Raw genomic sequence first — 25812 nt, 5'->3', positions numbered from 1 at the left:
AGGCCGGTGCGATGCTAGCCGGAAACGTCGATTGAGCCGTCGATGATCCCCTGGCGGATCGCTTCGATCTCCGCCTTGAGTTCGTCGGGGACCAGCGCATCCATGTCATGGAATGGCGCAAGGCCGACGCCGCCATTTTCGAGCGTGCCGACCGTGACACCGCCCTCGAAGGTGTCGTTCATCGCCGCTTCGATGACCTGGAAGACGGTCGAATCCATGCGCTTGAGGATCGAGGTGAGATAGACATGGCGCTTTTCGGGGTCGGTGACGTACAGATCGGCATCCACGCCGATGATCTTCAGCGCATCCGTGCCCAACTCGTCGGCCAGCGCGGCCGAACCGAGGCCGACCGGGCCGGCCACCGGCAGCACGATGTCCGCGCCCTCATCGTAGAGGTTCTGGGCGAAGGCACGGCCGTCGTCCAGGGATTCGAAATTGTTGGTGAACAGGCCCTCGCGGCTGTCCAGGTCCCAACCCAGAACCGTGACCTCGGTGCCCTTCTGCGCGTTGTGGTAGTCGGCCCCGCGCACGAAGCCGTCCATGAAGATCGTCACCGGCGGAATATTGATGCCGCCGAACGTGCCGATGATGCCGGTCTCGGTCATGCCCGCCGCCAGATAGCCGGCGAGAAAGGCGGCCTGGTCGGTCGCAAACACCTGGCCGACCACGTTCGGAATGGCCGGGTCGTAGGCGAAATCGACGATCGAGAACTTCTGGCCGGGATTGGCCTCGGCGGCTTCCTGCGTGGCGTCGCCCAAAAGGAACCCGACGGTTATGATCAGATCGCACTGCCCGCCAAGCAGCGAATTGATGTTCGGCATGTAGTCCGTTTCGGCCTGCGATTCCAGAAAGCGCGGCTCGATGCCGAGTTGTTCCTGCGCGTCCTGGATGCCTTTCCAGGCCGTCTGGTTGAAGCTGTTGTCGTCAATGCCGCCGGTGTCGGTCACCTGGCAGGCGCTGAATGCCAGTGCCGAAGTGGCCGACCCCAGTACCAATGCTGTTGCAATGGCTGCATATTTCAAAGTCCGGATCGTGGGGCTCATCATCTCCTCCATTGATCGTCAACCGGGCAAAAGCAAAGACACGTTCATCCGAGGCGCTTGGCAGCGTGGCGAGAGGGCGTCCGAGAGAGCGGATGCTTGTCTGCACGGTCTCTCCAGGGTCCGACGGCCGCGACAACCGCGCATTAACATTGGTCAAGTCGAGCGGTGCGTGATAACGTCTGAAAGGAAATTCAATCCTGCCGGGGGCGAGGCCGGCGAAGAGGTGGCCAACGGCGGCGGTGTCCTGACAAGACACGGAACGCCGATCGATTGGCCGAAATGCTCTCGTCGGCTGTGCGGCTCTGCTTCGGAGAACGCCATGCACGCCGATCTGATGACCGCCGGGAACACCAGTGACAGGTTTGTCAGGCACGTCGCGACCCAAGCGTCGCGACACGGCATCGTTCAGAGCCAGCGTCTGGTGGAAGCCCTGCGGCCACGGGTGACGGCGGTCAGCGCCGGTACGCTCGTCGTCCATGAGGGCGATAAGGTTCCGTATCTCATTGCCTTGGTGGATGGCTGGATCGCGCTGTCGAAGTCGCTGCGCAATGGCGACCGACAGATCATCGATTTCGCATTGCCCGGCGAGTTCATATTCGCTGCATCGGCGGATGCGTCGATGGCCGCGCTGGAGGTCCAGGCGCTGACGGACACGCTGCTTGCACGCCATTCCCATACTCAATGGAAACAACTGATCGCCCAGGTGCCCGAGATGGAGTCGGTCCGGACGGTTCTGTCCGGCGCGACCCGGGCCCGGATCGCCGAACGGATGCTCCGATTGGGAAAGGGAACCGCACAAATGCGGATTGCCTATGCGCTGCTGGAGTTGTGCATCCGGCTTCGCGCTCTGGGAGAAGGAACCGACCAAGCATTCCATATTCCGCTGACCCAGCAGCAGCTGGGTGAGTTCATGGGCCTGTCATCCGTTCATGTCTGCCGGACAATGCGGCGGCTGGAGCGAAACGGCATCATCGATGTGGCCGATCACATGGACGTTCGCGTCAGAGACGCCGTCCAGCTGGCGGAAATCGCAAAGGTCGATATTGACTGTCTTCGGGCGGAGATTTTGCCCAGACCCCTCGTGTCATGACCGGCCCTGGCTGACGCTCATCGCGTTTCCACGATTTCGCCGAGGATTTCTCCCGCAAGCCGTTCCGAGGCATCTTCGGCTATGTCGCCAACCGAAACGACGCCGACCAGCCGCTCGAAACGATCCATGACCGGCAATCGCCGCACCTGATTGTCGCTCATGATGACGGCGATCGTCTCAATGGACTGATCGGCATAGCAGCGCAGGACGCTGCGGGTCATCATCTGGCCGACTTCCATCGACAGCTGCGCCGAGGCGTTCTTCGCCAGCCCCAGGACGATGTCGCGGTCCGTGATCATGCCGACGACCCTGCCGCCCGATTGCAGGACCGGCAGTGAACCGATGTCGAACTGCTTCATGAGCAAGGTGGCGGCACCGATCGTCTGGTCGGATCCGATGGTCTGTGCGGGGCTGGACATGATCTGGTGGACCTGCATGTCTGATGCTCCGATCTTGCAAAAGCGCCTGCCAGATGCCTTCCGGGCAGCAAGGCCGCCTCATGAAACCGCTCCGATTGTCCGGCCAATGCCGCAACCGGCCAACGCCGGCCAGCCCGCTTCCACAGCCGAACAGGCGCTCTTCTTTGGTTTCAATGCTAGGACGCCGGGCGCGCGCTGCATTAACCGCAGGCAAAGTGCGCCTTCATTGCCATCGACTTCAATGGGCCATCAGGATCGGCAGTTTGCCGGTTTCGATCAGGCTGCGCGTCGTGCCGCCGAGCAGTCTCTGGCGCAGCCGCGAATGGCCATAGGCGCCCATCACCAGGCCGTCGGCACCCAGATCCTCGGCGAAATCGGCGAGAACCGTCGCCACCGGGTGACCGCCGCTTGGCTGGGTGTGGACCGTGGTCTGGACGCCGTGCCGGGCAAGGTAGGTCGCCAGATCCCAGCCCGGAGCTTCGCCATCGCGTTGCGGCACGGCATCGGGATCGACGCAGAGAATGTGCACGTTGTCGGCCGCCGCCAGCAAAGGCAACGCTTCGGCAACAGCCCGGGCGGCCGGCTTTTCATTGTCCCAGCCTATCAGGATCGTTCCCCACGAAAGCGTGCCGAACTGTGCGGGATCGGCAACGATGATCGGTCTGCCGGCTCCGAACACGACGCCCGAAACGACCTGGCGCGCAAAACCGCGCTCCTGCGGAAATGTCCGCGACAGGAACGTCACGTCGGCAAACAAGGCGTGCTCGGCCGTACCCGCCTCAATGGAATGCTCCATCATCAGCCATCGCTTGATTTCCGCCGAGATCCCGGCCTTGGCCAGATGTTGCTCGATCTCGCTGCCGCGCTCGTGCAGTTCCTGCTTGGCGGCTTCGGATTGCGCCGCCCAATTGTCCGATATGACAACCGTGTCGGTTGCGACCGGCGGCGGCGGCGCAAGGCCGATGAGCAAAACGCTCAAATGGGCGTCGTTGTTTCGACAGAAATCGACGGCCGCTTCAAGCTCGGCGACCGGCTGCTCGATCCGCAGCGGAAAAAGGATCGTCTTCGGTGTCATCGCGGCCCCCGGTTTTCTGGATTGGTCTTTGCGACAGTGGAACACGGAACAGGGAGTATGGTCAGCGCGGCAAACGCCGCGCCATCGGATCGAAATTCATTCGATCTGCGCGTGCTGCCGAACCAGTCCCGGGAAGCGCTCATGCGTCGGCTCGGACCTTGATCTTCTTGCTCGGTTTTTGAGCCTCAGGCCTTTTCGGAAGATGCACGGTCAGCACACCATTTTTGAATTTGGCTTCGATCTTGTCGTGATCGATGCCTTCGGGAATGGCAATGGTCCGGCTGAAAGAGCCGTAGCGGCGTTCGGCAAGATATCGCTCGCCTTCCTTGTCACCTTCTTCGCGCTCCTCCTTTTTTTCGCCGCTCAGCACCAGCGCGCTGTCGGTGACATGGACATCGATATCATCCTCGGCCATTCCGGGAAGTTCCGCGCAAATCTTGACGGCGTCTTGCTTGTCTATGACATCGACGGTCGGCATGCCCCAGGAAAACCCGCTTCCGGCACGCTGGCGCGGCCAGCCGAACCGCCGGCCGCGAAACGGACCGAAGCGGTTTCCGGCGAAAAAGTCCTCGAACAGGTCATCGATCTCCTCCCGCAGGGTCCACAGCGGCGCAGACGAACGTTCGGTCACAGCACGAGCTTCATCGCCATCGGTTTTTTCGGGAGCGGTATCGGTTTTCTCAATCATCGGCTCTCCTCCTGGCCGGTTGGCAATCAAAACAGGATTTGGGTTCGCTACCGGCTTGCCGTACGGATGCCCGCGCCGCATTAACACCGGTCAAGAAGAGCCGGCCTTTATGGGAATGCGGCAGCCGCCCGACCGGGTCGGTCCGTGCAATTTGGTTTCAATCTCACTGGAGCCGTCGACAATGACCACAGCCCACCGCGACCGGGCGGCATCGCCATCGGGCGCCGCGTTCCGATTGACGGGCGTTAAGGCGGCCGGGCGCGTCCGCATGCCAAGGCGCGGGTGCACGATTGCCCGGACCGCGATTTCCTCGCCTGCACCGGCCGCAGGTGCAAGCGGAAGGCGAACGAGGGGATGGCCATGACCGAGCAAAGGATCGAGAGCGCCTTTGCCCGATCGGAACGTTCGGTCGCCGAGCGTCTGGACACCGACATCGATCGCGGGCTGGACGACGCAGAAGCTGCGCGGCGGCTGCGGATCTGGGGACCCAATCAGCTGCACCGCCAGGCGACACGAAGCGCGCTGTCCATACTGCTTGGCCAGTTTCGATCGATCATCGTATGGCTGCTGGGCGCGGCTGCGGTATTCTCGATCGTGATCGGCGATGTCGCCGAGGGCGCGGCGATCTTCGCGGTGCTGATCATCAACGGGGCGATCGGCTTCTTCACCGAGCTGCGTGCCGCACGCTCCATGGAAGCGCTGCTGCGCATCGCCGATGTGCGCACGCGCGTGCGGCGCTCGGGCATCGTGCGTTCGGTCGATGCGCACGATCTGGTTCCTGGCGATATCGTTGTCCTGGAAGCCGGTGACATCGTCACTGCCGATCTGCGTCTGTGCAAGGCGTTCAACCTGCAAAGCGACGAGTCCATCCTGACGGGCGAATCCGTGCCCGTCGCCAAACAGACCGAGACGCTGGGTAGCGATCCCATGCCGGTCGGTGATCGCACCAACATGGCCTTCAAGGGCACCGCCATAACAAGGGGTGCCGGCGAGGGAATCGTCGTTGCGACCGGAATGCACACTGAAATCGGACTGATCAGTGCGATGGCCCAGGCGGCGGAAGGCGAAGCCTCGCCGCTCGAGCGTCGCCTCAATCGGCTGGGTCAGCGGATGGTCTGGCTGGCGCTCCTGTTGGCGGCGCTGACGATTGGCGCCGGCGTGCTCAGGGGGCATGACCTGACCGAGATGATCCAGACCGGCGTCGCGCTGGCGGTTGCCGCCGTGCCCGAGGGTTTGCCGGTGGTTGCAACGCTCTGCCTTGCCCGCGGCATGTGGCGCATGGCGGCGCGCAACGCACTGATCACGCAGCTTTCCTCGGTCGAGACGCTCGGCGCGACCACCATCGTTCTGACCGACAAGACCGGCACCTTGACCGAAAACCGCATGACGGCGGTCCGGTATCTTTTGGCGGAAGGCGATATCGAGATCGAGAGGCAGGACGATCAGGCAGTGTTCATGCTGGATCAAAGGCGCCTCGATCCCGGCGAGCACGGTGCTCTTGCGTGCGCGGTCACTATCGGCGCGCTGTGCAACAATGCCGAACTTGGCGACGGGTCGGACGACAGCGTCTCGGGCGATCCCATGGAAACGGCGCTGCTGGCTGTCGCCGAAGCAACCGGCGACCGGGCGTCCCTGCGCGACCGCTACGAGCGCGTCCATCAGCATCCCTTCGACTCCGACCGCAAATCGATGACAACGGTCCATCGTGACGGCACCGGCTATCTTTTCGCGGTCAAGGGCGCACCGGAAGCGGTGATCGCCGCCTGCAACACGGTCCTGACCGCCGATGGGGCCCAGGCGCTCGACGATGAGGGCCGGCGCGTGTGGACCGACCGCAACTCGGCGGCCGCGGCCGACGGTCTCCGCCTTCTGGCGCTTGCCAAGGGCCAGGGCGATACGCCGTTTGCCGACCCGTTCGGCGAGCTGATGCTTGTCGGCATGGTTTGTTTCATCGATCCGCTGCGCGCCGACGTGCCGAGCGCGATCGAAAGCAGTCTTGCGGCCGGCGTGCGCGTGGTGATGCTGACCGGCGACCATGCGGGAACCGCCAGCAAGATCGCGCTCGATGCGCGCATTGCGGACGAACGGATGATCGTCATAGATGGGCGCGAACTGGAGCTTTTCGATCCTGAAACCGCCTCCAGCAGGGAAAAACAGCGGCTGCTCACCGGCGACGTCTTCGCGCGCGTGTCGCCGGAGGCGAAGCTGAAGCTGGCCGCGCTCTATCAGGACGCGGGTCACGTGGTCGCGATGACCGGCGACGGTGTCAACGACGCGCCGGCCCTAAAAAAGGCCGACATCGGCATCGCCATGGGCCGGAGAGGAACCGACGTTGCCCGCGAAGCCGCGGACATGGTGCTGAAGGACGACGCGTTCGAGACGATCATCGCGGCAATGCACCAGGGCAGAGTGATCTTCGACAACATCCGCAAGTTCGTCGTCTATCTGCTGAGCTGCAATGTCAGCGAAGTGCTGGTCGTCGGTCTTGCCGTGGGCGCCGGCTTGCCGGTCCCGCTCCTGCCGCTGCAGATCCTGTTCCTCAATCTGATCACCGACGTCTTCCCGGCCTTTGCCCTCGGGTTCGGCCGTGGCGACGAAGACATCATGCGACAGCCGCCGCGTGATCCCAAGGAGCCGATCGTCGATCGGCCGCGCTGGACCCTGATCGGCCTGCTGGGCGGGGCGATCACATGTGCCACGTTGGCATCGTTCGCGCTCGCCCTGTTCTGGATGCGGCTCGAGCCGGGCCCGGCCGTCACGGTCGCGTTCCTGACGCTTGCGTTGGCCCAGCTCTGGAACGTGTTCAACATGCGGACACGGGGCAGCAGTCTCCTGCTCAACGATGTCACCGGCAACGGCTATGTCTGGGGCGCACTGGCGCTGTGCCTCTGCCTGATCGGCGCAGCGCTCGGGCTGCCCTGGCTGTCGAACCTGCTGGGCCTTCCATGGCCCGGCCTGCAAGGGCTCGCATTGTCGGCGGCGATGAGCTTTGTTCCGCTTGCCTTCGGCCAGCTTCTGCTCGCCATTCCGGCAGGTGCCCGGCTGACGAAAGCAGCCGACGCGAGCTCATGAGAGACGATCGCCTGCCTGCGCCAGGCGGCGCGGGGCAGGGCTGGTTCAGCCTGACTTAGCCAGGTAAGCGACCGCCAAGGCCGGGGTGGCGATCTGCGGATAGTCGCTTTCGGGGATGTCGACACCAAAGCGCGCGTGCAGCGCGGTGACCAGATTGAGCACGTCCATCGAATCCAGTTCGAGATCGTCCTGGATGTGATCGTCATCGCCCACCATGTCGGCCTCGATGTCAGGCGCCACCTTGATCAGTTCCTCGATGAATGCGGCCTTGAGTTCCTGCGGTGTCATAGCGCCTCCGGGGATTGCATGAGATCATCGAACGCGGCCAGAAATCTCGCCGCCTGCCGCCCGTCACAGACCCGATGGTCCACCGAAAGCGTCACGGTCACGGTCTTGCGCGGCACCACCCGATCGCCTGTCACCCAAGGCCGTTTTTGCGGGGCGCCGATCCCGACCAGCGCCACCTGCGGCGGAAAGATGACGCCGCTCATCGCCTCGGCACCAGTGTCGCCCAGCGCCGAAATCGTGATGGTGCCCATGGTCAGCTCCGAACCGCGCAGTCGGCCGGCCCGCGCACGGGTGACCAGATCGCGCATTGCCGCCATGGTCTCATCCACTGTTTTGTCCTGGGCATCGAACACGGGCGGGGCCACGAGGCCGCCGCCGCGCAGCGCGACAGCGACACCGGCATGTACGGTGTCCGATGAAACGTGGGCGTCATTTGTGTAATGTCCGTTGACGGCTTTGATCCTGGCCGCCGCCAGCGCCGAAGCGCGCACGAACAGCGCACCCATCAGCAGCCGCTCGGATGGACGGCGATCCGCATTGGCGGCTTCCAGCCATTGGGCGGCCGGCGTCAGGTCGATCGTCTGGCTTACGTAGAAATGCGGGATTTCGCGTTTGGACCGGCTCATTGCCGCGGCGATCGCCTTTCGCATTTCGGCCATGGGCGACGGTTTGACGGCCTCATGTGCCGGCACGGCGGCGGTTCCGGTCTTGGCCGGTGCGGCACCGACCGCGCCTTCGACATCGGCCAGTTGGATCGCCCCGCCCAGCCCGGTGCCGGCGACGGTTGCCAGATCGACGCCCAGCTCGGCGGCACGCCGCCGCGCCGCCGGTGACGCCGCAACATCTTGAGGCGGTCGGGCGACGGGCGTTGGCGCCGCCGCCGGTCGTGGCGGGGCTTCGGCGACCGTTGGCTCGACCGTCGGGGCCGGCGATGACGGAGCCGAAGGCGGCGCGGGCACTGGCTCCGGTGGCGCCGGCGGCGTGTCCGGTGCGGCCTCTCCTTGACCCAGGATCAGCGCAAGCGGCGCCCCGACGGGCAGCTTCTGGCCGAGTTCCGCGGTCAATTGATGCACCGTGCCTTCTTCGAACACTTCGATTTCGATGGCGCCCTTTTGGGTTTCGACCACCGCGGCCACATCGCCGCGCTTGACCGTGTCGCCGGGCTTGATCATCCACTCGACAAGCGTGCCGTCTTCCATGTCGGCGCCCAGCGATGGCATGGAGAAAATGCCCATCTCAGCGCCCCATCACGGCCCTGGCGCCGGCGACGATGCTCTCGACATGCGGGATCGCGGCGTCCTCGAGGTGCTTGGGATAGGGGATCGGGACTTCGGCAGAGCAGACGCGGCCGACCGGTGCATCGAGGTTCCAGAATCCCTGTTCCATGATCCGCGCCGACACTTCGGCCGCCAGCGACCCGGTCCGCCAGCCCTCGTCGACGATCAATGCGCGCCGCGTGCGCGCAACGGACGCCATGATCGTCTCGTCGTCCAGTGGCCGCAACGCGCGCAGATCGACGACCTCGGCCTCGATTCCCTCGCCAGCCAGTTGGTCTGCCGCCTCCATCACCTTGTACAGCGAGCCGCCATAGGTGATCAGCGAGATATCGGTGCCGGGACGCCGGACCGCAGCGCCGGTGATCGGCACCGCGCCCGCATTGATGTCGATCGTGCCGGTTTGGTTGTAGAGCATGACGTTTTCGAAGATCAGCACCGGGTCGGGGTCTTCGAGCGCCGTCCAGAGCATGCCGCGCGCGTCCTCAATCGTTGCCGGCGCGAGCACCTTGAGGCCGGGAATGTGGGCATACCAGCCCTCGAGCGAATGAGAGTGCTGGGCGGCAAGCTGCTTGCCGGCACCGGTCGCCATGCGGATTACCAGCGGCACGCCGAACGCATTGCCCGACATGTGGCGCATGGTCGCCGCCGTGTTGAGGATCTGGTCGAGCGCCAACAGGCTGAAATTGACGGTCATCAGTTCGACGATCGGCCGCATGCCGGCGGCTGCCGCGCCGATGCCGGCGCCGGTGAAACCGGATTCGGAAAGCGGCGTGTCGCGGATGCGGTCCTCGCCCAGTTCCGCCATCAGCCCCTTTGTCACGGCGTAGCAGCCGCCATAGGCGCCGACATCCTCACCCATCAGGAACACGCGATCGTCGCGCTCGATCGCTTCCCGGATCGCCCGTTTGACCGCCTCCCTGTAGCTGATCTCCTCGGTCTCGCCTGACGGCTTGGCGGGCGCGGGCGGTGGCGGCTGTTCGCCGAGCACATGCTTTTCCAGATCCTCGACCGGCTCCCACGTCCCGGCTTCCGCGAAGGCCACCGCTTCGGCGATCTCCGCGTCGGCCCGGGTCTCGATGGCGGCCACGTCGGCTTCATCGACAAGACCGTTCTCCAACAGCCAGCCCTTGAAGCGGACGATCGGTCCCTTGCCGCGCCATTGCTCCACCTCGTCCTTGTCCCGATAGAGCTGGGCATCGAACATGGAATGGGCGCGGAAGCGGTAGGTCCGGCATTCAAGGAAGACCGGCCCGCCCGTCTCGCGAATCCTCTGAATGCCACGCCGCGCCGCTGCCTCGACGGCGACGACATCCATTCCGTCGACCACCTCGGCATGCATGCCGTAGACGGCGGCCTTCTTGTGGATGTCAGTCTCCGCCTCCGTGCGGGCCAGCGCCGAACCCATCGCGTAACCGTTGTTCTCGCACACGAAAAGGACGGGCAGGCTCCAGAGTTTGCACAGGTTCAGCGTTTCGTGGAATTCGCCCTCGGCCACCGCGCCCTCACCGAAGAAGCAGGCGGAGACGCTGTCGGTGCCCTGCATCCTGTCGGCCAGCGCCAACCCGCCGGCGAGCGGCAGACCGCCGCCGACGATCGCGTTGCCTCCATAGAAGTTGGTCGCCGAATCGAACAGGTGCATCGAGCCGCCGCGGCCCCCCGAACAGCCCTCGGCCTTGCCGTACATCTCGGCCATGACGGCGGTCATCGGGACGCCGCGCACCAGCGCATGCCCGTGCTCGCGATATGTGGCGACGATCCGGTCGTCGGGCGTGAGCACCGGAATGACGCCCGATGCGATCGCCTCCTCGCCGTCATAAAGGTGCAGGAAGCCGCGGATCTTCTGCTGCGTGTAGAGTTCGGCGCACTTGTCCTCGAAGCGGCGGATACGGATCATGCTTTCGAGCAGCGAGAGCATGTGCGCATGGTCGAGGCGCGGCTTGTCGATCACACTCATGTCTCGTCGGTCTCCAGTGTGGAAATGTCGCCGTCCGGCAGGCCCAGTTCGCGCGCCTTGAGCAGGCGGCGCATGATCTTGCCGGAGCGCGTCTTGGGAAGGGTCTTGCGGAAGACGATCTGGCGTGGCGCGACGGCCGGGCCCAGCCTCTTGCGTGCATGGCCGCGCACGTCGCGTTCGAGGTCTTCCGACGCCTCGTACCCCGCATTGAGCGTCACGTACGCCTTGACGATCTCGCCGGCGGTCTCGTCGGGAATGCCGATGACGCCCGCTTCGGCGATCGCGTCATGTTCGATCAGGGCGCTTTCGACCTCGAACGGACCGATCAGATGGCCGGACGACTTGATCAGATCGTCGGCGCGGCCGACGAACCAGAAATAGCCATCGGCGTCCTGCATGGCGAGGTCGCCGGACAGATACCAGCCGCCGACGAAACACTTGTCGTAGCGCGCCTGCTCATGAAGATAGGTCCGCATCATCGACGGCCAGCCGGGTCTGAGCGCCAGTTCGCCGATCTTGCCGGCCTTGCACTGGCGCAGCGTGCCGTCCTCGCGCTCGACAATGGCCGCTTCGATCCCCGGCAGCGGCTTGCCCATCGAGCCGGGATGCACGTCCATCGCCCTGGTGTTGGCGATCATGATGCCGCCGGTCTCGGTCTGCCACCAATTGTCGTGGAACGGCCGGCCGAAGACCTGATGGCTCCAGGTGACCGCTTCGGGGTTGAGCGGCTCGCCGACACTGGCGAGGAACTTCAGCGATGAAAAGTCGAACGCCGCCGCCGCCCCGGCACCGGCACGCATCATCATGCGGATCGCGGTCGGCGCCGAGTACCAGACCTCGACCTTTTCCCGTTCGATGATCCCATACCAGCGTTCGACGTCGAATTCGGCCTCGTCGACGATCATCGTGACGCGATTCACCAATGGCGCGATGATGCCGTAGGACGTCCCGGTCACCCAGCCCGGATCGGCCGTGCACCAGTAGATCGTGCCCGGCGTCAATTCGAGCGCGTTGCGCCCCGAATAGGCGTGATAGAGCACCGCCTGGTGCACATGGACGGCGCCCTTGGGCTTGCCCGTGGTGCCGGAGGTGAAGTGGATCAGCGCCCTGTCTTCGGGCTCCGTTTGAGCGACCTCGAACGTCTCCGATGCGGCGGCCAGTGCCGGCGCCAGCGCGACGCACCTCTCGGGCGCCTCGTCGCCTGCGATGAGCACGAGCTTCAGCGAGGGGATTTCGTCGCGCCAGGCAGCGATCTTGCGCCGGTAGATCGATGCCGTCGTCAGCAGGACGTTTGCCTCGCCGATCTCCATTCGGGTCCGGATCGGCTCCGGGCCGAACGCGGAAAACAGCGGTGTGAAGACAAGACCGGCCTTGAGCGTGCCGATGGCGGCGCCATAGAGCTCCGGCGTCCGGCCCATGAGTGCGAACAGCCTGTCGCCCTGCGTCAGCCCATGGGCCGCCAGCACATTGGCGAAGCGCGACGACAGGTCTGCCATGTCCGCATAGGTCAGTTCGCGGCGGGTGTCGTCCTTGCCGATCCAGCGGACGGCGACTTCGCTGCCATGGCCTTGCGCGACATGCCGGTCGACCGCCTCATAGCCGATGTTCAGCGCGCCGCCCGGCAGCCCCGTCAGCAGCGCCCGCGCCTCCTGCCAGTCGAAGCATGCCCGCGCCGCGTCGGGATCTGCCAAGGCGGCAGCCGCCCGATCCGCATCATCCTTGCGGATGATCGACTCCATTGGACTGTCCTCCCGATGTCCTCGATTGCGTGATGAAAGCCTAGCGAATGCCACGCGCGGTGGCGTTGATCGAAGTTAAGGCGCCGATGCCCGCGTCCGGGCATGGTCTTGCCATGTGGTTGTTCGAAGATCGGCAGGATGCGGGTCAGCAGTTGGCGCAGCGTCTGGCTGCGTTCGACCTCGGCGATGCGGTGGTCGTAGCGCTGCCGCGCGGCGGCTTGCCCGTCGCCGCTCCGATTGCCGCGCGTTTCCGCCTTCCGATCGATGTGCTGCTGATCCGCAAGGTCGGGGTGCCGGGTCAACGCGAACTCGCCGTGGGCGCTGTCTCGGACGGCCAGGACATGCAGATCACCGTCAACCAAGACATTGCCGACAATCTGAAACTGTCGCACGAGGATATCGTTGCGCTGGCCAGGCGGGAACTGCCGGAGCTCGAGCGTCGCCGGAACCTATATTTCGGTGATCTTGCGCCCGAACCTCTGGCGGGCCGGACGGCCATCGTGGTCGATGACGGGGTGGCAACCGGGGCGACCGCCCGCGCGGCGCTTCGCCTGGTCCGGCAGCGGCGGCCCAAACAGATCATTGTCGCCTTGCCTGTTGCCCCCGCATCCAGCCTCGCCGAACTGGGCGCAGAGGCCGACGCCATTGTCTGCCTCCATCAACCCGAACCGTTCTTGTCCGTGGGCAGCCATTATCGCGACTTCGGCCAGGTCGACGATCGGGAGGTGACAGATCTCCTGCACCGTCATCGCCTGGCGCTCACGGCCGATCCCGATGATGGTCGGGAAGACCATGGCGATCGTGCCAAAGCGGCTTTCGGTAAGGGAAGGGCACGAACCTGAAGCCAAGTGCACCGACAGCGATGACACCGACAGCGATGGCATTGCCGAGACGCCGGGTCGAAGCGCCAGCGGCGACCCGCATACCGCCGGTGTGCCGTGCCGATCCTGCCCGACGCCGAAACACCGAGGCCATGCGCGGCTTCAAATGTCGGACCGGCTGCTGATGCGCACCGTCGCGTCGGCGCGGCGCCACAGCCCTTCATCGAGTGTGATGCCGTGGCCGGGTGCATCTTTCAGTTCGATCATGCCATCGGTGACGTCTGGCAGCCCTTGGGCAAGCTCCCGGTACCAGCCAGTGTAGAAGGCGCGCACGCTTTCCTGGATCAGCGCGTTCTTCAGATGCATGGAGAGGTGACAGGATGCGCCGTAGACGACCGGCCCGGTGCAATCATGCGGTGCCACCGGCACCTTGAAGGCCTCGGCCATGCCGGCGATCTTGCGCGCCTCGGTGACGCCGCCGCACCATGACAGGTCGAGCATGACGACGCCTGCGACGCCCGTCTGAAGATAGGCGCGGAACGCGGGCGTTCCGTTGAGCGTCTCGGAGGCGCAGATCCATGTTTCGCACGCCTCGGCATAGTGTTTGAGGTCCGACGGCGTGTCGAGCCGAAACGGGTCTTCATGCCAGTAGGTGTTGAAGGGTGCGAGTTCGCGCGCGAGCCTTTTCGCCATGGGCAGCGACCAGAGCGAGTGGAACTCGACCATGATGTCCATCGCATCGCCGACCGCTTCGCGGATCTGCTCGAACGGACGGAGCGCGGTGCGCAGTTCGTCGGGCGTGATATCGAGCCCGCCCGAGCGCTCTGCGGCGATGTCGAACGGCCAGATCTTCATCGCCGTGATGCCCTGCGCCAGAAGCGATCGGGCCAGCGCGCCCGCATCGGTGAGAAAGGCGTCCAGATCCTCGTAGGGGCCTTCCGCATCGCCGGTATGCCAGTTGTCGACAGTCTGACCGCGCCGGTCGCGCACATATTTGTAGCCCGCGCAGGTGTTGTAGGTGCGGATGCGGTCCCGCGACCGCCCGCCGAGCGCGTCCGCGAGCGGCATGGCACGCGCCTTGGCGAACAGATCCCACAGCGCGATGTCCAGCGCCGAATAGGCCCGCGTTTCAACGCCTGCGCCGCGCCAGCCGATATAGTCGGACAGCTCATTGACGCGGGCCTGCAGGTGCAGCGGGTTCTTGCCGATCAGGCGCGGCGCGCACCAGTCATGGATGTATGCCTCGACCGCCGAGGCGCCGAAGAAGGTCTCTCCCAGCCCGCTGAGACCTTCGTCGGTCCCGATCTGCACCCAGACCAGGTTCGGAAATTCGTCGAGCCGCAGCGTCCTTACTTCGGTGATCTTCATGCTACCGCCCGGTGATGCCGGGGAAGGCGATCAGCACGGCAAGCGCCAGCACTTGCAGGCAGATGAACGGCAGCAGCGAGCGGAAGATCGTCGCCAGCGAGATGTCCGGCGGCGCAACGCTCTTGAGATAGAAGGCGGCCGGTCCGAATGGCGGCGACAGGAAGGAGACCTGCATGTTCATGCAGAACAGGACGCCGAACCAGACCGGATCATAGCCGAGCTGCGTGATGATCGGCACGAAGATCGGCATGGTCAGAAGCGCGATGCCGACCCAGTCGAGGAACATGCCCAGGACGAACAGGATCAGCATCATGAACAGCAGGATGATCAGCGGGTTCTCGGAGATGCCGGTGATCAGCTGGGAGACGAAATTGATGCCGCCCATCAGGTTGAACACACCGACCAGGGCCGAAGCACCGATGCCGATCCAGACGATCATGCCGACGGTGCGCAGGGTCTGGAGGGCGGCGCCCTTGAGCAGTTCTAGCGTGAACTCGCCGCGGATGACGGTGGACAGCAGGACGCCCGCCACGCCAACCGCCGACGCCTCGGTCACGCTGGCGATGCCGCCATAGATCGAGCCCAGGACGCCGGCGACGACCAGCAGCGGCAGGATCAGCCCCTTGAGCAGGCGCAGTTTTTCGCTCATCGGCACGTCCGGGCCTTCGGGGATCGGCGCGATCTCGGGGTTCAGATAGGCGCGGATCAGGATATAGGCGATGTAGAAGCCGGCAAGCATCAGGCCCGGGATGAAGGCGGCCGTGAACAGATCGCCCACCGAGACGTTCGCCGTCAGACCATAGATGATCAGGACAATCGAAGGGGGCACCATGGTGCCGAGGGCGCCGCCGGCGCAGACGACGCCGATCGCCAGATGCTTGTCATAGCCAAGCCGCAGCATCTGCGGCAGCGCGACAAGCCCCAGCAGCACCACCTCGCCGCCGATGATGCCGCTCATCGCCGCAAGGATCACCGCGACGAAGATGGTCTGGATCGCCACGCCGCCGCGCAGCCGGCCGCCGACGAGCTTCATCGCGTCGAACAGATCGCGTGCGATGCCCGAGCGGTCGAGGATCGCCGCCATCAGAACGAACATCGGCACCGAGACGAACACGAAGGACGAGACGAACGAATAGACGCGGCTGGTGATCAGCGGGACGGCCATCGGGCCGAACCAGCCCAGCGCGAAGATCAGCGCGACCAGCAATGTCACATAGGCCAGCGGGATGCCGGTGACGAGAAGCCCCAGCAACATGGCGAACATCAGGAGCGTGCCACCCTCGATGCCCAGGGCCTGGAAGGAACCGAACAATTCCATCACTTCCGGCCCCGAGCATAGTTCCATGCGAGGATGATGAACTGCACCGCCATCACCGTGAGGACGATCAGAAGGAAGACCTTCAGCAGACCGGGATAGACCGGGTCCCAGGCGCTGCCGGTGCGTTCGAGCCGGAACGTGCCGTCCGGCCGGAACGCGGCGCGCTGGACCATCAGCCAGGCGGCCCAGGCGAACATGGCGCTGGCGGCGGCGCAGATGATCGAGATGATCGTGTCGAAGATGCGTTTGATGCGGCGCGGAATAGCGTCGTAGATCAGCACGACGCGGATGTGCCGGTCCTGGGCGCAGCAGTATAGCCCCCCATAGACGAAGGCGATGCCGCACAGGAAGATGACGGTCTCGTGCGCCCAGATGGTCGGCGCGTTGAAGACATAGCGCAGGATCACCTCATTCATGAGGATGAGCACCGACAGGACGATGCCCGTGGCGAAGACCAGTCCGCCCCGGTCGATCCAGCGCCCGAGCCAGCCAGCCTCGGGGATCGATCCGGCGGGCCGCTCGACCGGCGTGTGCTCAGGTGTTTCCATGGTGATCCCCTCCCAGAGAAAACCGGGCGGCAAGCCGCCCGGTCATGCACATGACGGCTCTCGCCTCAGTTCATCATGCCGTTTTCTTTGAGGTATCCGGTCAGGACTTCGTAGACCCGCTGGGCGTTCTCGGAGCGCTCGGCCACCTTGGCCCACTCGCCGGTCGCGATCGTGCGGAACTTGGCGCGCTCCTCGGCCGGCCAGTCATGAACGGTCACCTCGCCGCCGGCCTTTGCCGCCGCGACAGCTTCCTCATCCTTGGCGGCGAGAGCGGCGACCTGCGACAGGGCGAACTCGGCGACGCTCTCCTCAAGCGCAGCTTGCATGTCTTCGGGCAGAGCATCCCACTTGGCCTTGTTCATCGAGATTTCGACGAGCGGCATGGAGTGGAAGCCGGGATAGACCGGGTTGGGCGCAACGTCGTGCATGCCCTGGGCCTGGTTGGTGGAAAACACCGAATAGTCGGCGGCATCGATCACGCCCTTGTCCAGCGAGGTGAACACTTCCGAACCGGGCAGGTTCACCGGTGCGGCACCGGCTGCGGCGAACACCTGCTGCACGAGCCCTTCGGGCGCACGCATCTTCAGGCCCTGAAGGTCGTCGACGCCGGTGAGCGGCACCTTCGAGACGAACGCCTCAAGACCCGGCGTGGTCGCTCCGATGAAGCGCAGTCCGTAGGGCTCGAGCAACTCGTTCATCAGCTCCTTGCCGCCGCCATCGCTCATGAAGTCGAACATTTCCTGCGGCGCCGACCATGCGCCCACGGGGTTGGCGATCAGACCGAAGGCCGGATCCTTGCCGGCGAAATAGGACGTATCGGTCACGTGGCCGTCGAGAATGCCGGCAGCGATGGCGTCCTGGGTTTCATTGTGCGCGACGATGGATTCCACGGGCAGAAGCTCGATCGCCAGCCGGCCGCCGGTCTTTTCGCTGACGCTCTCGGCCCAGCCCTGCTGCAGGATGAAGTTGGGGTTGCCGGCCGGATCGGACGACTGGAACTTCAGCGTCATCTCCTGGGCATGGGCCGAGATGCCGAGCGCGGCGCCGACCAATGAGGCGAGGGCCAATTTGGTGAGTGTCTTGAACATGCGGATTACCTCCCTTGCATGTGCTGGCGGATGACGTTCGACGTTGCGCCGCCGTCATCCTGTTTGAAGTTTGCCACCGCTTGGGCGGCCATGAAGTCCAGCACCGTCTCGCAAACAGAGGCGAGCGGCGCCCGGACGTCAAGCGTGATCCCGGCCTCGTCGGGGCCGAGCGGTTCGAGCGTCGCAAGCTGGCTGTCCAGAAGTTCGGCACCCGCGAAATGGCCCCGGCGCGCGGCCAGCCGCTCGGCGATCACCTGGCGCGGTGCGGTCAGGTGGACGAACAGGACCGATCCCAACACATGCCGCAGCCGGTCGCGATATTGGCGCTTGAGCGCCGAGCAGGCGACGATGGTTGGCCGTTCGGCCTGCCGCGCGGCCTCGCCGACACGGTCCAGCCACGGCATTCTTGCATCGTCCGTCAAGGCGTCGCCGGCGGCCATGCGTGCCTTGGCATGTGCCGTGTGGTGGTCGTCCGCCTCGACGAAACCGCCTCCCATTCGGCGCGCCGCTTCGGCCGCAACGGCGCTTTTGCCGACACCGCACGGACCCATCACCACCGCTACCAGGTTGGTCGTCGCCACTTGCAATATCGAAATCCTCCATGCCATCAATGTGAATGATAGCGCTAACATTTGTCAACTTGGAAAATTCCGTTATCGTCACGATGGGCGTCCATCAAGGGAAAACCGATGAAAAACAGGGGCAGAAGCGGCGTCACGCTCGCCGACGTTGCACGCGAAGCTGGTGTTAGCGCTATGACCGTCTCCCGGGCCCTACGCAATCCCGACCGCGTGTCGGCCAGGTCCCGCGATGCCATCCAGGCCGTCATCGAACGGCTGGGCTATGTGCCCGATCCGGCGGCGCGCGCGCTTGCCGCCGGGCGCACCAACGTGATCGGCGTGATCGTGCCTTCGGTGACCAACAACGTCTTCGCCGATGTCATGCGCGGCATCTACGATGCGGCGGAAGGCACGCCCTGGCAGGTGCAACTGGGCAATTCGCGCTATTCGCCGATCGCCGAGGAAGACCTCGTGCGGACGTTCCTCAGCCAGAAGCCGGCCGGCCTGATCATATCGGGCATAGACCAGTCCGAGGCGACGGCCGGACTGCTGCGTTCGGCGCCATGCCGCATCGTGCAGATCATGGAAACCGGGCCGGACCCGTTCGACATGATGGTCGGTTTTTCACACCGCGAGGCCGCCGGGGCCGCCACGCGACACCTGTTGGACGCGGGCTATCGCAGGATCGGCTTTCTGGGCGCCCGGCTCGATCCCAGGACGCAGCGCCGCCTGGAAGGCTTCAGGGTGTGTCTGTCGCCCGCCGGACTGCTGGATGAGGCCCGCATCGTGACCACCCCGCAGCCTTCATCGGTCACGCTTGGCGGACACCTGATGGCCGATCTGCTGTCCACCGCGCCCGACACCGATGCCGTTTTCTGCAACAATGACGATTTGGCCGTCGGGGCGCTGTTCGAATGCCAGCGACGGCGCATCGCCGTGCCCGGACAGATGGGGATTTGCGGCTTCAACGATCTTGAGATGATGGCAGCCGCACATCCTTCGATTACCAGCGTGCTCACCTTTCGCCACGAGATGGGGCGGCAGGCAATGTCATTGCTGGGTGCGGCCTTGCGCGGCGAAGAGACAAGCCAGCCGGTCGTCGATCTGGGTTTTGAAGTGGTGCCCCGGGCCACCACGGACCGGACGCTTCAACCGGGTCGGGCCGAAGGGGGCGGTGTTCGTGCCCGAGCGCCATGACCGGTTGCCGAGGCAGGCGGCCTGCGTGTTACGCCTGCATGCCGAGCGCTTGGCCGCGCCCGGATTTTCGTCACCGGCACAGTCGAGAGCCACGAATTCGGCCGGACTTTGCCGCTGGCGGCCGGATCGTGACCTTTGCGGGCAGGGCCGGCGCCGGAAACCGGCGCCGACAGCGCAGACCTAACAGGGCCGGACCATGGCGTGCGGTCAAGAACGCCGATGCGATCAGTCAGCCCTGGCTGGGCAATTGGCCGAAACGGGCGCGGTAGTCGCGCGAAAAGCGCCCCAGATGGGAAAAGCCGCAGGCGAAAGCGGTTTCAGTGACGCTGTCGCGGTTCTGACGGGCCGACAGGTGATACCGTGCCGCATCGAGCCGGACGTCGCGCAGGTAGGAGATCGGCGACCGGCCGAATGCCCTTTTGAAACCGATCTGAAGGTTGCGCGGGTGCACGCCGGCCCTGGCCGCGATATCGTCAAGGCCGATCGGCTCGGCATAGTGGCTGTGGATGAACTCGACCGCCCGGCGCAGATGCACCGGCCGGGCCGCGCCGGTATCGGCCCGCACCATGTGCGACACGTTGCTGGGCTGCAGCGCCAGGAGTTGGCGCGCCAGTTCGCGCTCGGCCGCCATCTCGCGCAGTCCGGGTTTTCCGGTATAGAGCCGGCCCGCATCGACGGCCTGAGCCATGGTCAGCGCCAGCGCCCGGAGCCTGCGTCCCGGTCTGCCGCGCAGATCGACCGCCGGGTCGAACCGGACCGGGCCGGGCAGGGCGGCGCCGGCGGCGTCTTCCGCCACGCTGTGCAGAAACCGCTCTTCGATCTGAACCAGCAGCTTGCGGCAATCGGCACGCCATCGCATCCGCGTCGGGCGGTCCGGGTTGAGAATGGATGCCCTTTCCGGGCTGGCGCAGACCTCTTCGCCCCGATGGGCGATCAGTGCCTCGCCGGTCAGCGGAATCTGCAGCAGGTAGAAGTCACCCAGCATGCCGGGATCGATCGCAACGTCGCCGCCATAGCCGAGCACGTTCAGCGAGATGTGCTGGCCGCCGACATGATTGTGGCGCACCGACACGCTGTGGCCCGCGGTCAATGTCAGCCGGTGATCGCAGAATCGGCCGGCCACGGCATGGCGGGCGGCGTCAAGATCGTTGGTGCGCAAAACCCCGTGCGCAGCCAACAGTCCGTCCGACCCGGTCGTTTGCTCCATGGACCGAGACTAGCGTGGGGCCGATTTATTTCAAGCTCAAAATATCGATACACGAATTGGATTCGCAATCTGGATAAGCCGACGCGCCGAACCGGTGCATGGTGATCGATGCCAATGCGACATGTTCGAGGGAGGAAACCATGGAACAGGGCATCACACCGGCGTCGGACGGCCTTGACGGCACGAGCTGGAACGTCGTCGGCCACACCTATACGCCCAAGCTGCACAGCCCAAATGCGTTTTTGTGGCACGCCGCCATTCCCGAAGGCACGTTCGTTCCGCCGCATGTCCATCCGACGCAGGACGAGTGGATCATCATGCTCGAGGGTGCGCTCGAGGTGGAGTTCGGCGGCGATGTCCACAAGGCGGGCCCCGGCGACACGATCCGCATGCCAAAAGGCGTCGCGCACGGCATTTTCAACCGCTCGGGTGCCGCCGCCACCTGCGTTTTCGGCGTGGCGCCGGCGCGCAAGCTGTTCGATCTTTTCGTCGCGCTCGACGGCGTGACCGATCCTGAGGAACTGGTGCGGCTTTCGGCGCTGCACGAGGTCGACTTCCTGCCGCCGCCGGATGCGGCCTGAGCGGCGAGGACACATCATGGTCAAGCGGAAGAAGGTTGCCGTCATTGGCGGCGGGGTCAGTGGTCTTGCAGCCGCCAAGGCATTCGACGAAAAGGGTCACCGGGTCTGCGGGTTCGAACGCAGCCACGATTTCGGCGGTGTGTGGGAACTGTCGCGCTCCTATCCGGACGTGCAGACCCAATCGCCAAAGGACCTCTACTGTTTCACCGATCATCCCATGCCGGATGATTATCCCGAATGGCCGAAGGGCCCGCAGGTGCACGCCTATCTGCATTCCTATGCCGACAAGCACCGGCTCGGCCGGCTGTTCTGTCTCAACACGGCGGTCGCCTCGATGGATCGCCGTGCGGATGGCGAGCCCGGCTGGACACTGACACTTGAGGCCGGCAATCAGCGCTGGACCGAGGATTTCGACTTCGTCGCCATCTGCACCGGCCAGTTCTCGGAAAAGAACATCATCAGCCATCCGGGGCAGGAGGATTTCATCGCCCAGGGCGGGCAGGTGTTGCATTCGTCCGAATATACCGATCCCGCCGTCTGTGCGGGCAAGAACGTGGTCATTCTGGGCGGCTCGAAATCGGCGACCGATATCGCGGTCAATGCGGTGAAAAGCGGCGCCAAATCGGTCGCGCTCGTCTATCTCGAAAATGCCTGGCGGATCCCATATTTCGTCGGCGGCATCAACTTCAAGCGGCTGCTCTACATGCGGGCGCAGGAAATGCAGTTCAACGCATGGGGCAGGGGTGCTGTCGCGCGCACCCTTGCGGCGATCACAAAGCCGCTTGTCTGGGCCAATTTCCGCGCACTGGAAACGCTGCTCAAGCTGCAGCTGGGCCTGAAGAAGCACAACATGGTCCCCGACGTTCCTATCGAAAAGGACATTTCCTGTTCGATCCCGATCGTCACGCCGGGGCTGTTCGAATATCTGAACGAGGGCAAGATCAAGCCAGTGATCGGCACCTTCGACCGCTATGAGGGCAGCCGGCTGCATCTGACCAATGGCGAAACCGTCGATTGCGACGTTGCGATCCTGGCCGTCGGCTGGAAGCTGGGCGTGCCCTATCTGCCGCAGGAATACCGCGACAAGCTGATCGAGCAGGACGGCCAGTATCGCGTTTATCGCCTGGCGGTGAACCCGGACCTGCCCGACATGGGGTTTGTCGGCTTCAACTCCAGCTTCTGCACCGTGCTTTCGGCCGAGATCATCGCCAACTGGCTGGTGCGCTATGCCGACGGCAAGCTTGCCAACCAGCCCAGCCGCGCCGAGATGGAGGCCAATATCGGCGACATGCTCGACTGGAAGCGCAATGAGCGGCCGGCAGCGAAAATCTATGGCGGGCTCTGCTCGGCGCCGTTCCATTTCAAGCATTTCGACGAGCTGATGCAGGACATGGGCGCGCGGCAGTGGAAGCGGTCCAATCCGCTGGTCGAAAATTTCAGCTATCCCGACGCGCGCGCCTACGGCACATTCCTGTCAACGACACCGGATTATCAGGCGGGGTGATGCCGACATGAAAGACTGGGACGATGCGTTCGCCAACATGGCCCACGTGCCGGGCTCCGGCGAACTTCCGGGCCGGTGGGCGGCCGATGCCGCCGCCTATCGCGCCGGCGGGGTGAAGGTGGAGGCCGACATCGCCTATGGCGATGCCCCACGTGAACGTCTGGACATTGTCTGGCCGGACGAAACGCCGAAAGGGCTGGCCGTCTTCGTGCATGGCGGCTACTGGATGCGGTTGTCGAAATCGGACTGGACGCACTATGCCGAAGGCGCACGCGCCAGGGGATGGGCGGTGGCGCTGCCCAGCTACACGCTGACGCCGGAGGCGCGCATCGCCGCGATCACCGCGCAGATCGGCCGCGCGCTGGCGGTCGCCGCCGACCGTGTCGCCGGCCCCATCCGCCTGTCGGGCCATTCGGCGGGCGGACATCTGGTCACCCGCATGATCTGCGACGACACGCCCTTGCCGCCGGACGTTCTGGCGCGCATCGAACACACGCTGTCGATCAGCGGGCTGCACGATCTGCGGCCGTTGATGCACACGGCCATGAACGACACGCTGCAACTGGACGCGGCGGAAGCGGCGGCGGAAAGCGCCGTTCTGCACCTGCCGGCCGGCGAGCCGCGCGTCACCGCATGGGTCGGCGGTGGCGAGCGCCCGGAATTCATCCGTCAGGCGCGCATTCTGGCCACTGTCTGGGAAGGGCTCGATGCGCATACAGCGTGTCTGGTCGATGGCGATCACAATCATTTCACCGTGATCGAAGGGCTGCGAGCCCCCGACAGCGCGATCACGCGCATGTTTGTCGGGTAGTTTGTCGGCTAGGCCGGTTCATATAGGGTTCGACGGCACCGCATTTGCCTGGTTGGTGCCGGGCACCGGCATGTTGCGCTTGGCACCAAGAGATGGGGAGGTCGCATTTTGACCGAGGCCTACGATCCGACCGATGAAGGCGCCAAGACGTCGTTTGCCGCGGATATGAGCTATGGCGATTATCTGTCGCTCGATCCGATCCTGACCGCGCAAAGCCCGCTGTCCGATGCCCATGACGAGATGCTGTTCATCATTCAGCATCAGACCTCGGAACTCTGGATGCGGCTGGCGCTGCACGAATTGAACGCGGCGCGCGATGCGCTGGCCAAGGGCGACTTCCAGCCCGTCTTCAAGATGCTGACGCGCGTTGCCCGCATCTTCGAGCAGTTGAACGGCGCCTGGGACGTTTTGCGCACGATGACGCCGAGCGAGTACACCGCGTTCCGCGAGGACCTCGGCGCATCGTCCGGGTTCCAGTCGCATCAATACCGCCTGATCGAATTCGTGCTCGGCAACCGCAATCCGGCGATGATGAAGGTGCATGAACACCGGCCCGAACTGCATGCCAGGCTGACCGCGGAACTGGCGCAAAAGTCGCTCTATCATGTCGCGCTCGACCAACTCTCCGCCCATCTGGAGCGGGATTTGCCGCCAGGCATCTATCGCATGGACGCGCCGCACCGGGCCGATGATGCCGTGATGGCGGCGTGGGCCGAGATCTACACCGATCCGCGCCGCCACTGGTCGCTTTACGAACTGGCGGAAAAGCTGGTCGATCTGGAAGACTATTTCCGGCGCTGGCGGTTCAACCATGTCACAACGGTCGAGCGGATCATCGGCTTCAAGCGCGGCACCGGCGGCACGTCCGGCGTGAAGTACCTGCGCCGGATGCTGGAGGTCGAACTGTTTCCCGAACTGTGGAACGTGAGGGGGCAATTGTGAGCGGAGCGACGAGCGTGCAAAGCGCGATGACAGCGCTTCCCGTCAAGCAGCGGTTCAACCTGCCCGACGGGATGATCTATCTTGACGGCAATTCGCTCGGCCCGCTGCCGCGCACGGTTCCCGATCGTCTTGCATCGATGGTCGGGCACGAATGGGGCGAACACCTGATCAAGGGCTGGAACGTCGATGACTGGATGGCGCAGCCGGTCGCGGTCGCCGACCGGATCGGCCGTCTGATCGGTGCGCCGGAAGGCACGGTGGTGCTCGGCGACACGCTGTCGATCAAGGTCCATCAGGCCTTGTCGGCGGCCCTTGCGATGCGGCCCGGCCGTCGTGTGATCCTGTCCGACAGCGGCAATTTCCCGACCGATCTCTATATGGCCGAGGGCCTGATCCGGCAGCTGGACAAGGGGCACGAACTGCGCGTTGTCGATCCCGAGGCGGTCGCTGGTGCCATCACCGAAGAGGTGGCGGCGGTGATGCTCACCCATGTCGATTACCGCACCGGGCGCATGCACGACATGGATGCGATCACCCGGCTTGCCCATGAGGCCGGCGCGGTGATGATCTGGGATCTCGCTCACAGTGCCGGCGCCGTGCCGGTCGACGTGACGGCCTGCGGGGCTGAATTTGCCGTCGGTTGCACCTACAAATATCTCAATGGCGGGCCCGGCGCGCCGGCCTTCATTCAGGTGCATCCGGACATTGTCGACGATGTCGAGCCGGCGTTGAGCGGCTGGCTGGGCCATGACGCGCCGTTCGCCTTCGAGCCGCACTATCGGCCGGCATCGGGCATCGAGCGGATGCGGGTGGGCACGCCGCCGATCATACAGATCGCCGCGCTCGACGAAGCGCTCAAGGTCTGGGACGATATCGACATCAACGATGTGCGCGCGGCGAGCATCGCGTTGTGCGAGACGTTCATCGCCGAGGTCGAGGCGCGCTGCCCGGACCTGACGCTCGCCAGCCCGCGCGACGCCGCCATGCGCGGCAGCCAGGTCTCGTTTGCGTTCGAACACGGCTATGCGGCGATGCAGGCGCTGATCGCGCGCAACGTGATCGGCGACTTCCGGTCGCCGGACATCATGCGTTTCGGCTTCACGCCGCTCTATATCGACGAGGACGATGTGCGCGGTGCCGTCGATGTTCTGGCCGACGTTCTGGATCGGAGTCTGTGGGACGATCCGGCCTATCGGGCGCGCGGGCGGGTGACCTGACCTGC

The 25812-nt window shown here is 64.8% G+C and carries 23 protein-coding genes; 9 read left to right on the top strand and 14 right to left on the bottom strand.

Annotation, left to right across the window (positions count from 1 at the left end; translation table 11 throughout):
• Nucleotides 1-14 precede the first annotated feature (14 nt).
• The gene (locus DEM25_RS15450) at nt 15-1043 is read right to left on the bottom strand and encodes a BMP family lipoprotein (RefSeq protein WP_109767578.1); all 1029 of its coding nucleotides are present in this window, start codon (nt 1041-1043) and stop codon (nt 15-17) included.
• Between the two features lie 319 nt (nt 1044-1362).
• On the opposite strand from DEM25_RS15450, the gene DEM25_RS17835 reads away from it, so the two are divergent.
• Nucleotides 1363-2133 (top strand): Crp/Fnr family transcriptional regulator, encoded by a 771-nt coding sequence (locus tag DEM25_RS17835; RefSeq protein WP_158585288.1) that lies wholly within the window; start codon nt 1363-1365, stop codon nt 2131-2133.
• A gap of 17 nt (nt 2134-2150) precedes the next feature.
• Here DEM25_RS17835 and DEM25_RS15440 read toward each other — a convergent pair whose 3' ends face one another.
• From DEM25_RS15440 to DEM25_RS15430, 3 genes are all read right to left on the bottom strand, one after another.
• Nucleotides 2151-2570 carry a CBS domain-containing protein gene (locus DEM25_RS15440; protein WP_109767481.1) on the bottom strand — a complete coding sequence of 140 codons (420 nt, stop codon included), beginning with the start codon at nt 2568-2570 and terminating at the stop codon, nt 2151-2153.
• A 220-nt stretch (nt 2571-2790) separates the two neighbouring features.
• Entirely contained in the window at nt 2791-3627 is an 837-nt protein-coding gene (locus tag DEM25_RS15435) for a universal stress protein (protein ID WP_109767480.1), read from the bottom strand.
• Nucleotides 3628-3766: 139 nt separating this feature from the next.
• Nucleotides 3767-4315, bottom strand: a complete 549-nt coding sequence (locus DEM25_RS15430) for an Hsp20/alpha crystallin family protein (protein ID WP_158585287.1) — start codon at nt 4313-4315, stop codon at nt 3767-3769.
• A gap of 360 nt (nt 4316-4675) precedes the next feature.
• Between DEM25_RS15430 and DEM25_RS15425 the strand changes: the two genes are divergently transcribed.
• Nucleotides 4676-7387, top strand: a complete 2712-nt coding sequence (locus DEM25_RS15425; RefSeq protein ID WP_147393339.1) for a cation-translocating P-type ATPase — start codon at nt 4676-4678, stop codon at nt 7385-7387.
• Nucleotides 7388-7432: 45 nt separating this feature from the next.
• On the opposite strand, the gene DEM25_RS15420 is transcribed toward DEM25_RS15425, so the two are convergent.
• From DEM25_RS15420 to acsA, 4 genes are read right to left on the bottom strand one after another with little or no spacing between them, the layout of a single operon-like run.
• Nucleotides 7433-7675: an acyl carrier protein gene (locus DEM25_RS15420; RefSeq protein WP_109767477.1), complete on the bottom strand. Its 243-nt coding sequence runs from the start codon at nt 7673-7675 to the stop codon at nt 7433-7435.
• On the bottom strand, nt 7672-8910 hold the full coding sequence (locus tag DEM25_RS15415; RefSeq protein ID WP_109767476.1) for a dihydrolipoamide acetyltransferase family protein: 1239 nt from the start codon (nt 8908-8910) through the stop codon (nt 7672-7674). Before DEM25_RS15415 ends, DEM25_RS15420 begins: the two co-directional genes overlap by 4 nt.
• Nucleotide 8911: 1 nt before the next feature.
• On the bottom strand, nt 8912-10906 hold the full coding sequence (gene pdhA / locus DEM25_RS18235) for a pyruvate dehydrogenase (acetyl-transferring) E1 component subunit alpha (RefSeq protein WP_109767475.1): 1995 nt from the start codon (nt 10904-10906) through the stop codon (nt 8912-8914).
• Complete coding sequence (gene acsA / locus DEM25_RS15405) at nt 10903-12645, bottom strand: acetate--CoA ligase (protein ID WP_109767474.1); 1743 nt, start codon at nt 12643-12645, stop codon at nt 10903-10905. The genes pdhA and acsA overlap by 4 nt, the downstream gene beginning before the upstream one ends.
• A 47-nt stretch (nt 12646-12692) precedes the next feature.
• Here acsA and DEM25_RS15400 point away from each other — a divergent pair, with 47 nt between their 5' ends.
• Nucleotides 12693-13487, top strand: coding sequence for a phosphoribosyltransferase (locus DEM25_RS15400; protein WP_245412935.1), 795 nt, complete (start codon nt 12693-12695; stop codon nt 13485-13487).
• Between the two features lie 141 nt (nt 13488-13628).
• Here DEM25_RS15400 and DEM25_RS15395 read toward each other — a convergent pair whose 3' ends face one another.
• The 5 genes from DEM25_RS15395 to DEM25_RS15375 all read right to left on the bottom strand — a co-directional run bounded on the left by DEM25_RS15395 (nt 13629) and on the right by DEM25_RS15375 (nt 18369).
• Entirely contained in the window at nt 13629-14834 is a 1206-nt protein-coding gene (locus DEM25_RS15395; protein WP_109767473.1) for a mandelate racemase/muconate lactonizing enzyme family protein, read from the bottom strand.
• A gap of 1 nt (nt 14835) precedes the next feature.
• The gene (locus DEM25_RS15390) at nt 14836-16152 is read right to left on the bottom strand and encodes a TRAP transporter large permease (RefSeq protein ID WP_109767472.1); all 1317 of its coding nucleotides are present in this window, start codon (nt 16150-16152) and stop codon (nt 14836-14838) included.
• A complete protein-coding gene (locus tag DEM25_RS15385) occupies nt 16152-16700 on the bottom strand; it encodes a TRAP transporter small permease subunit (RefSeq protein WP_109767574.1) in 549 nt (182 codons plus the stop codon). The genes DEM25_RS15390 and DEM25_RS15385 overlap by 1 nt, the downstream gene beginning before the upstream one ends.
• 65 nt (nt 16701-16765) lie before the next feature.
• Nucleotides 16766-17788 carry a TRAP transporter substrate-binding protein gene (locus DEM25_RS15380; RefSeq protein ID WP_109767471.1) on the bottom strand — a complete coding sequence of 341 codons (1023 nt, stop codon included), beginning with the start codon at nt 17786-17788 and terminating at the stop codon, nt 16766-16768.
• A 5-nt stretch (nt 17789-17793) separates the two neighbouring features.
• Nucleotides 17794-18369, bottom strand: coding sequence for a gluconokinase (locus DEM25_RS15375; protein ID WP_245412934.1), 576 nt, complete (start codon nt 18367-18369; stop codon nt 17794-17796).
• Between the two features lie 108 nt (nt 18370-18477).
• On the opposite strand from DEM25_RS15375, the gene gntR reads away from it, so the two are divergent.
• On the top strand, nt 18478-19545 hold the full coding sequence (gene gntR, locus DEM25_RS15370) for an HTH-type transcriptional regulator GntR (RefSeq protein WP_109767469.1): 1068 nt from the start codon (nt 18478-18480) through the stop codon (nt 19543-19545).
• A gap of 229 nt (nt 19546-19774) precedes the next feature.
• Here gntR and DEM25_RS15365 read toward each other — a convergent pair whose 3' ends face one another.
• On the bottom strand, nt 19775-20722 hold the full coding sequence (locus DEM25_RS15365; RefSeq protein ID WP_196780402.1) for an AraC family transcriptional regulator: 948 nt from the start codon (nt 20720-20722) through the stop codon (nt 19775-19777).
• 170 nt (nt 20723-20892) lie between these two features.
• On the opposite strand from DEM25_RS15365, the gene DEM25_RS15360 reads away from it, so the two are divergent.
• From DEM25_RS15360 to kynU, 5 genes are all read left to right on the top strand, one after another.
• Complete coding sequence (locus DEM25_RS15360; RefSeq protein WP_109767573.1) at nt 20893-21333, top strand: cupin domain-containing protein; 441 nt, start codon at nt 20893-20895, stop codon at nt 21331-21333.
• Nucleotides 21334-21349: 16 nt separating this feature from the next.
• Nucleotides 21350-22837: a flavin-containing monooxygenase gene (locus DEM25_RS15355; RefSeq protein ID WP_109767466.1), complete on the top strand. Its 1488-nt coding sequence runs from the start codon at nt 21350-21352 to the stop codon at nt 22835-22837.
• 7 nt (nt 22838-22844) lie between these two features.
• Nucleotides 22845-23648 carry a hormone-sensitive lipase gene (locus DEM25_RS15350; protein ID WP_109767465.1) on the top strand — a complete coding sequence of 268 codons (804 nt, stop codon included), beginning with the start codon at nt 22845-22847 and terminating at the stop codon, nt 23646-23648.
• Between the two features lie 165 nt (nt 23649-23813).
• A complete protein-coding gene (locus DEM25_RS15345; RefSeq protein ID WP_420578878.1) occupies nt 23814-24590 on the top strand; it encodes a tryptophan 2,3-dioxygenase in 777 nt (258 codons plus the stop codon).
• A 26-nt stretch (nt 24591-24616) separates the two neighbouring features.
• The gene (kynU, locus tag DEM25_RS15340; protein WP_109767572.1) at nt 24617-25807 is read left to right on the top strand and encodes a kynureninase; all 1191 of its coding nucleotides are present in this window, start codon (nt 24617-24619) and stop codon (nt 25805-25807) included.
• Nucleotides 25808-25812: the final 5 nt, after the last annotated feature.

The sequence above is a fragment of the Oceaniradius stylonematis genome, assembly GCF_003149475.2.
In the GTDB taxonomy this organism is placed as follows: domain Bacteria; phylum Pseudomonadota; class Alphaproteobacteria; order Rhizobiales; family Rhizobiaceae; genus Roseitalea; species Roseitalea stylonematis.
Note: the sequence above shows the minus strand (reverse complement) of the source record. Positions and strands in the feature narration are given on the sequence as shown.

Excerpts from the sequence above, each read along its gene's own strand:
- DEM25_RS15450 (WP_109767578.1), bottom strand. The coding sequence starts at position 1,043 with ATGAGCCCCACGATCCGGACTTTGAAATATGCAGCCATTGCAACAGCA.
- DEM25_RS17835 (WP_158585288.1), top strand. The coding sequence starts at position 1,363 with ATGCACGCCGATCTGATGACCGCCGGGAACACCAGTGACAGGTTTGTC.
- DEM25_RS15440 (WP_109767481.1), bottom strand. The coding sequence starts at position 2,570 with ATGCAGGTCCACCAGATCATGTCCAGCCCCGCACAGACCATCGGATCC.
- DEM25_RS15435 (WP_109767480.1), bottom strand. The coding sequence starts at position 3,627 with ATGACACCGAAGACGATCCTTTTTCCGCTGCGGATCGAGCAGCCGGTC.
- DEM25_RS15430 (WP_158585287.1), bottom strand. The coding sequence starts at position 4,315 with ATGATTGAGAAAACCGATACCGCTCCCGAAAAAACCGATGGCGATGAA.
- DEM25_RS15425 (WP_147393339.1), top strand. The coding sequence starts at position 4,676 with ATGACCGAGCAAAGGATCGAGAGCGCCTTTGCCCGATCGGAACGTTCG.
- DEM25_RS15420 (WP_109767477.1), bottom strand. The coding sequence starts at position 7,675 with ATGACACCGCAGGAACTCAAGGCCGCATTCATCGAGGAACTGATCAAG.
- DEM25_RS15415 (WP_109767476.1), bottom strand. The coding sequence starts at position 8,910 with ATGGGCATTTTCTCCATGCCATCGCTGGGCGCCGACATGGAAGACGGC.
- pdhA (WP_109767475.1), bottom strand. The coding sequence starts at position 10,906 with ATGAGTGTGATCGACAAGCCGCGCCTCGACCATGCGCACATGCTCTCG.
- acsA (WP_109767474.1), bottom strand. The coding sequence starts at position 12,645 with ATGGAGTCGATCATCCGCAAGGATGATGCGGATCGGGCGGCTGCCGCC.
- DEM25_RS15400 (WP_245412935.1), top strand. The coding sequence starts at position 12,693 with ATGCCACGCGCGGTGGCGTTGATCGAAGTTAAGGCGCCGATGCCCGCG.
- DEM25_RS15395 (WP_109767473.1), bottom strand. The coding sequence starts at position 14,834 with ATGAAGATCACCGAAGTAAGGACGCTGCGGCTCGACGAATTTCCGAAC.
- DEM25_RS15390 (WP_109767472.1), bottom strand. The coding sequence starts at position 16,152 with ATGGAATTGTTCGGTTCCTTCCAGGCCCTGGGCATCGAGGGTGGCACG.
- DEM25_RS15385 (WP_109767574.1), bottom strand. The coding sequence starts at position 16,700 with ATGGAAACACCTGAGCACACGCCGGTCGAGCGGCCCGCCGGATCGATC.
- DEM25_RS15380 (WP_109767471.1), bottom strand. The coding sequence starts at position 17,788 with ATGTTCAAGACACTCACCAAATTGGCCCTCGCCTCATTGGTCGGCGCC.
- gntR (WP_109767469.1), top strand. The coding sequence starts at position 18,478 with ATGAAAAACAGGGGCAGAAGCGGCGTCACGCTCGCCGACGTTGCACGC.
- DEM25_RS15360 (WP_109767573.1), top strand. The coding sequence starts at position 20,893 with ATGGAACAGGGCATCACACCGGCGTCGGACGGCCTTGACGGCACGAGC.
- DEM25_RS15355 (WP_109767466.1), top strand. The coding sequence starts at position 21,350 with ATGGTCAAGCGGAAGAAGGTTGCCGTCATTGGCGGCGGGGTCAGTGGT.
- DEM25_RS15350 (WP_109767465.1), top strand. The coding sequence starts at position 22,845 with ATGAAAGACTGGGACGATGCGTTCGCCAACATGGCCCACGTGCCGGGC.
- DEM25_RS15345 (WP_420578878.1), top strand. The coding sequence starts at position 23,814 with ATGAGCTATGGCGATTATCTGTCGCTCGATCCGATCCTGACCGCGCAA.
- kynU (WP_109767572.1), top strand. The coding sequence starts at position 24,617 with ATGACAGCGCTTCCCGTCAAGCAGCGGTTCAACCTGCCCGACGGGATG.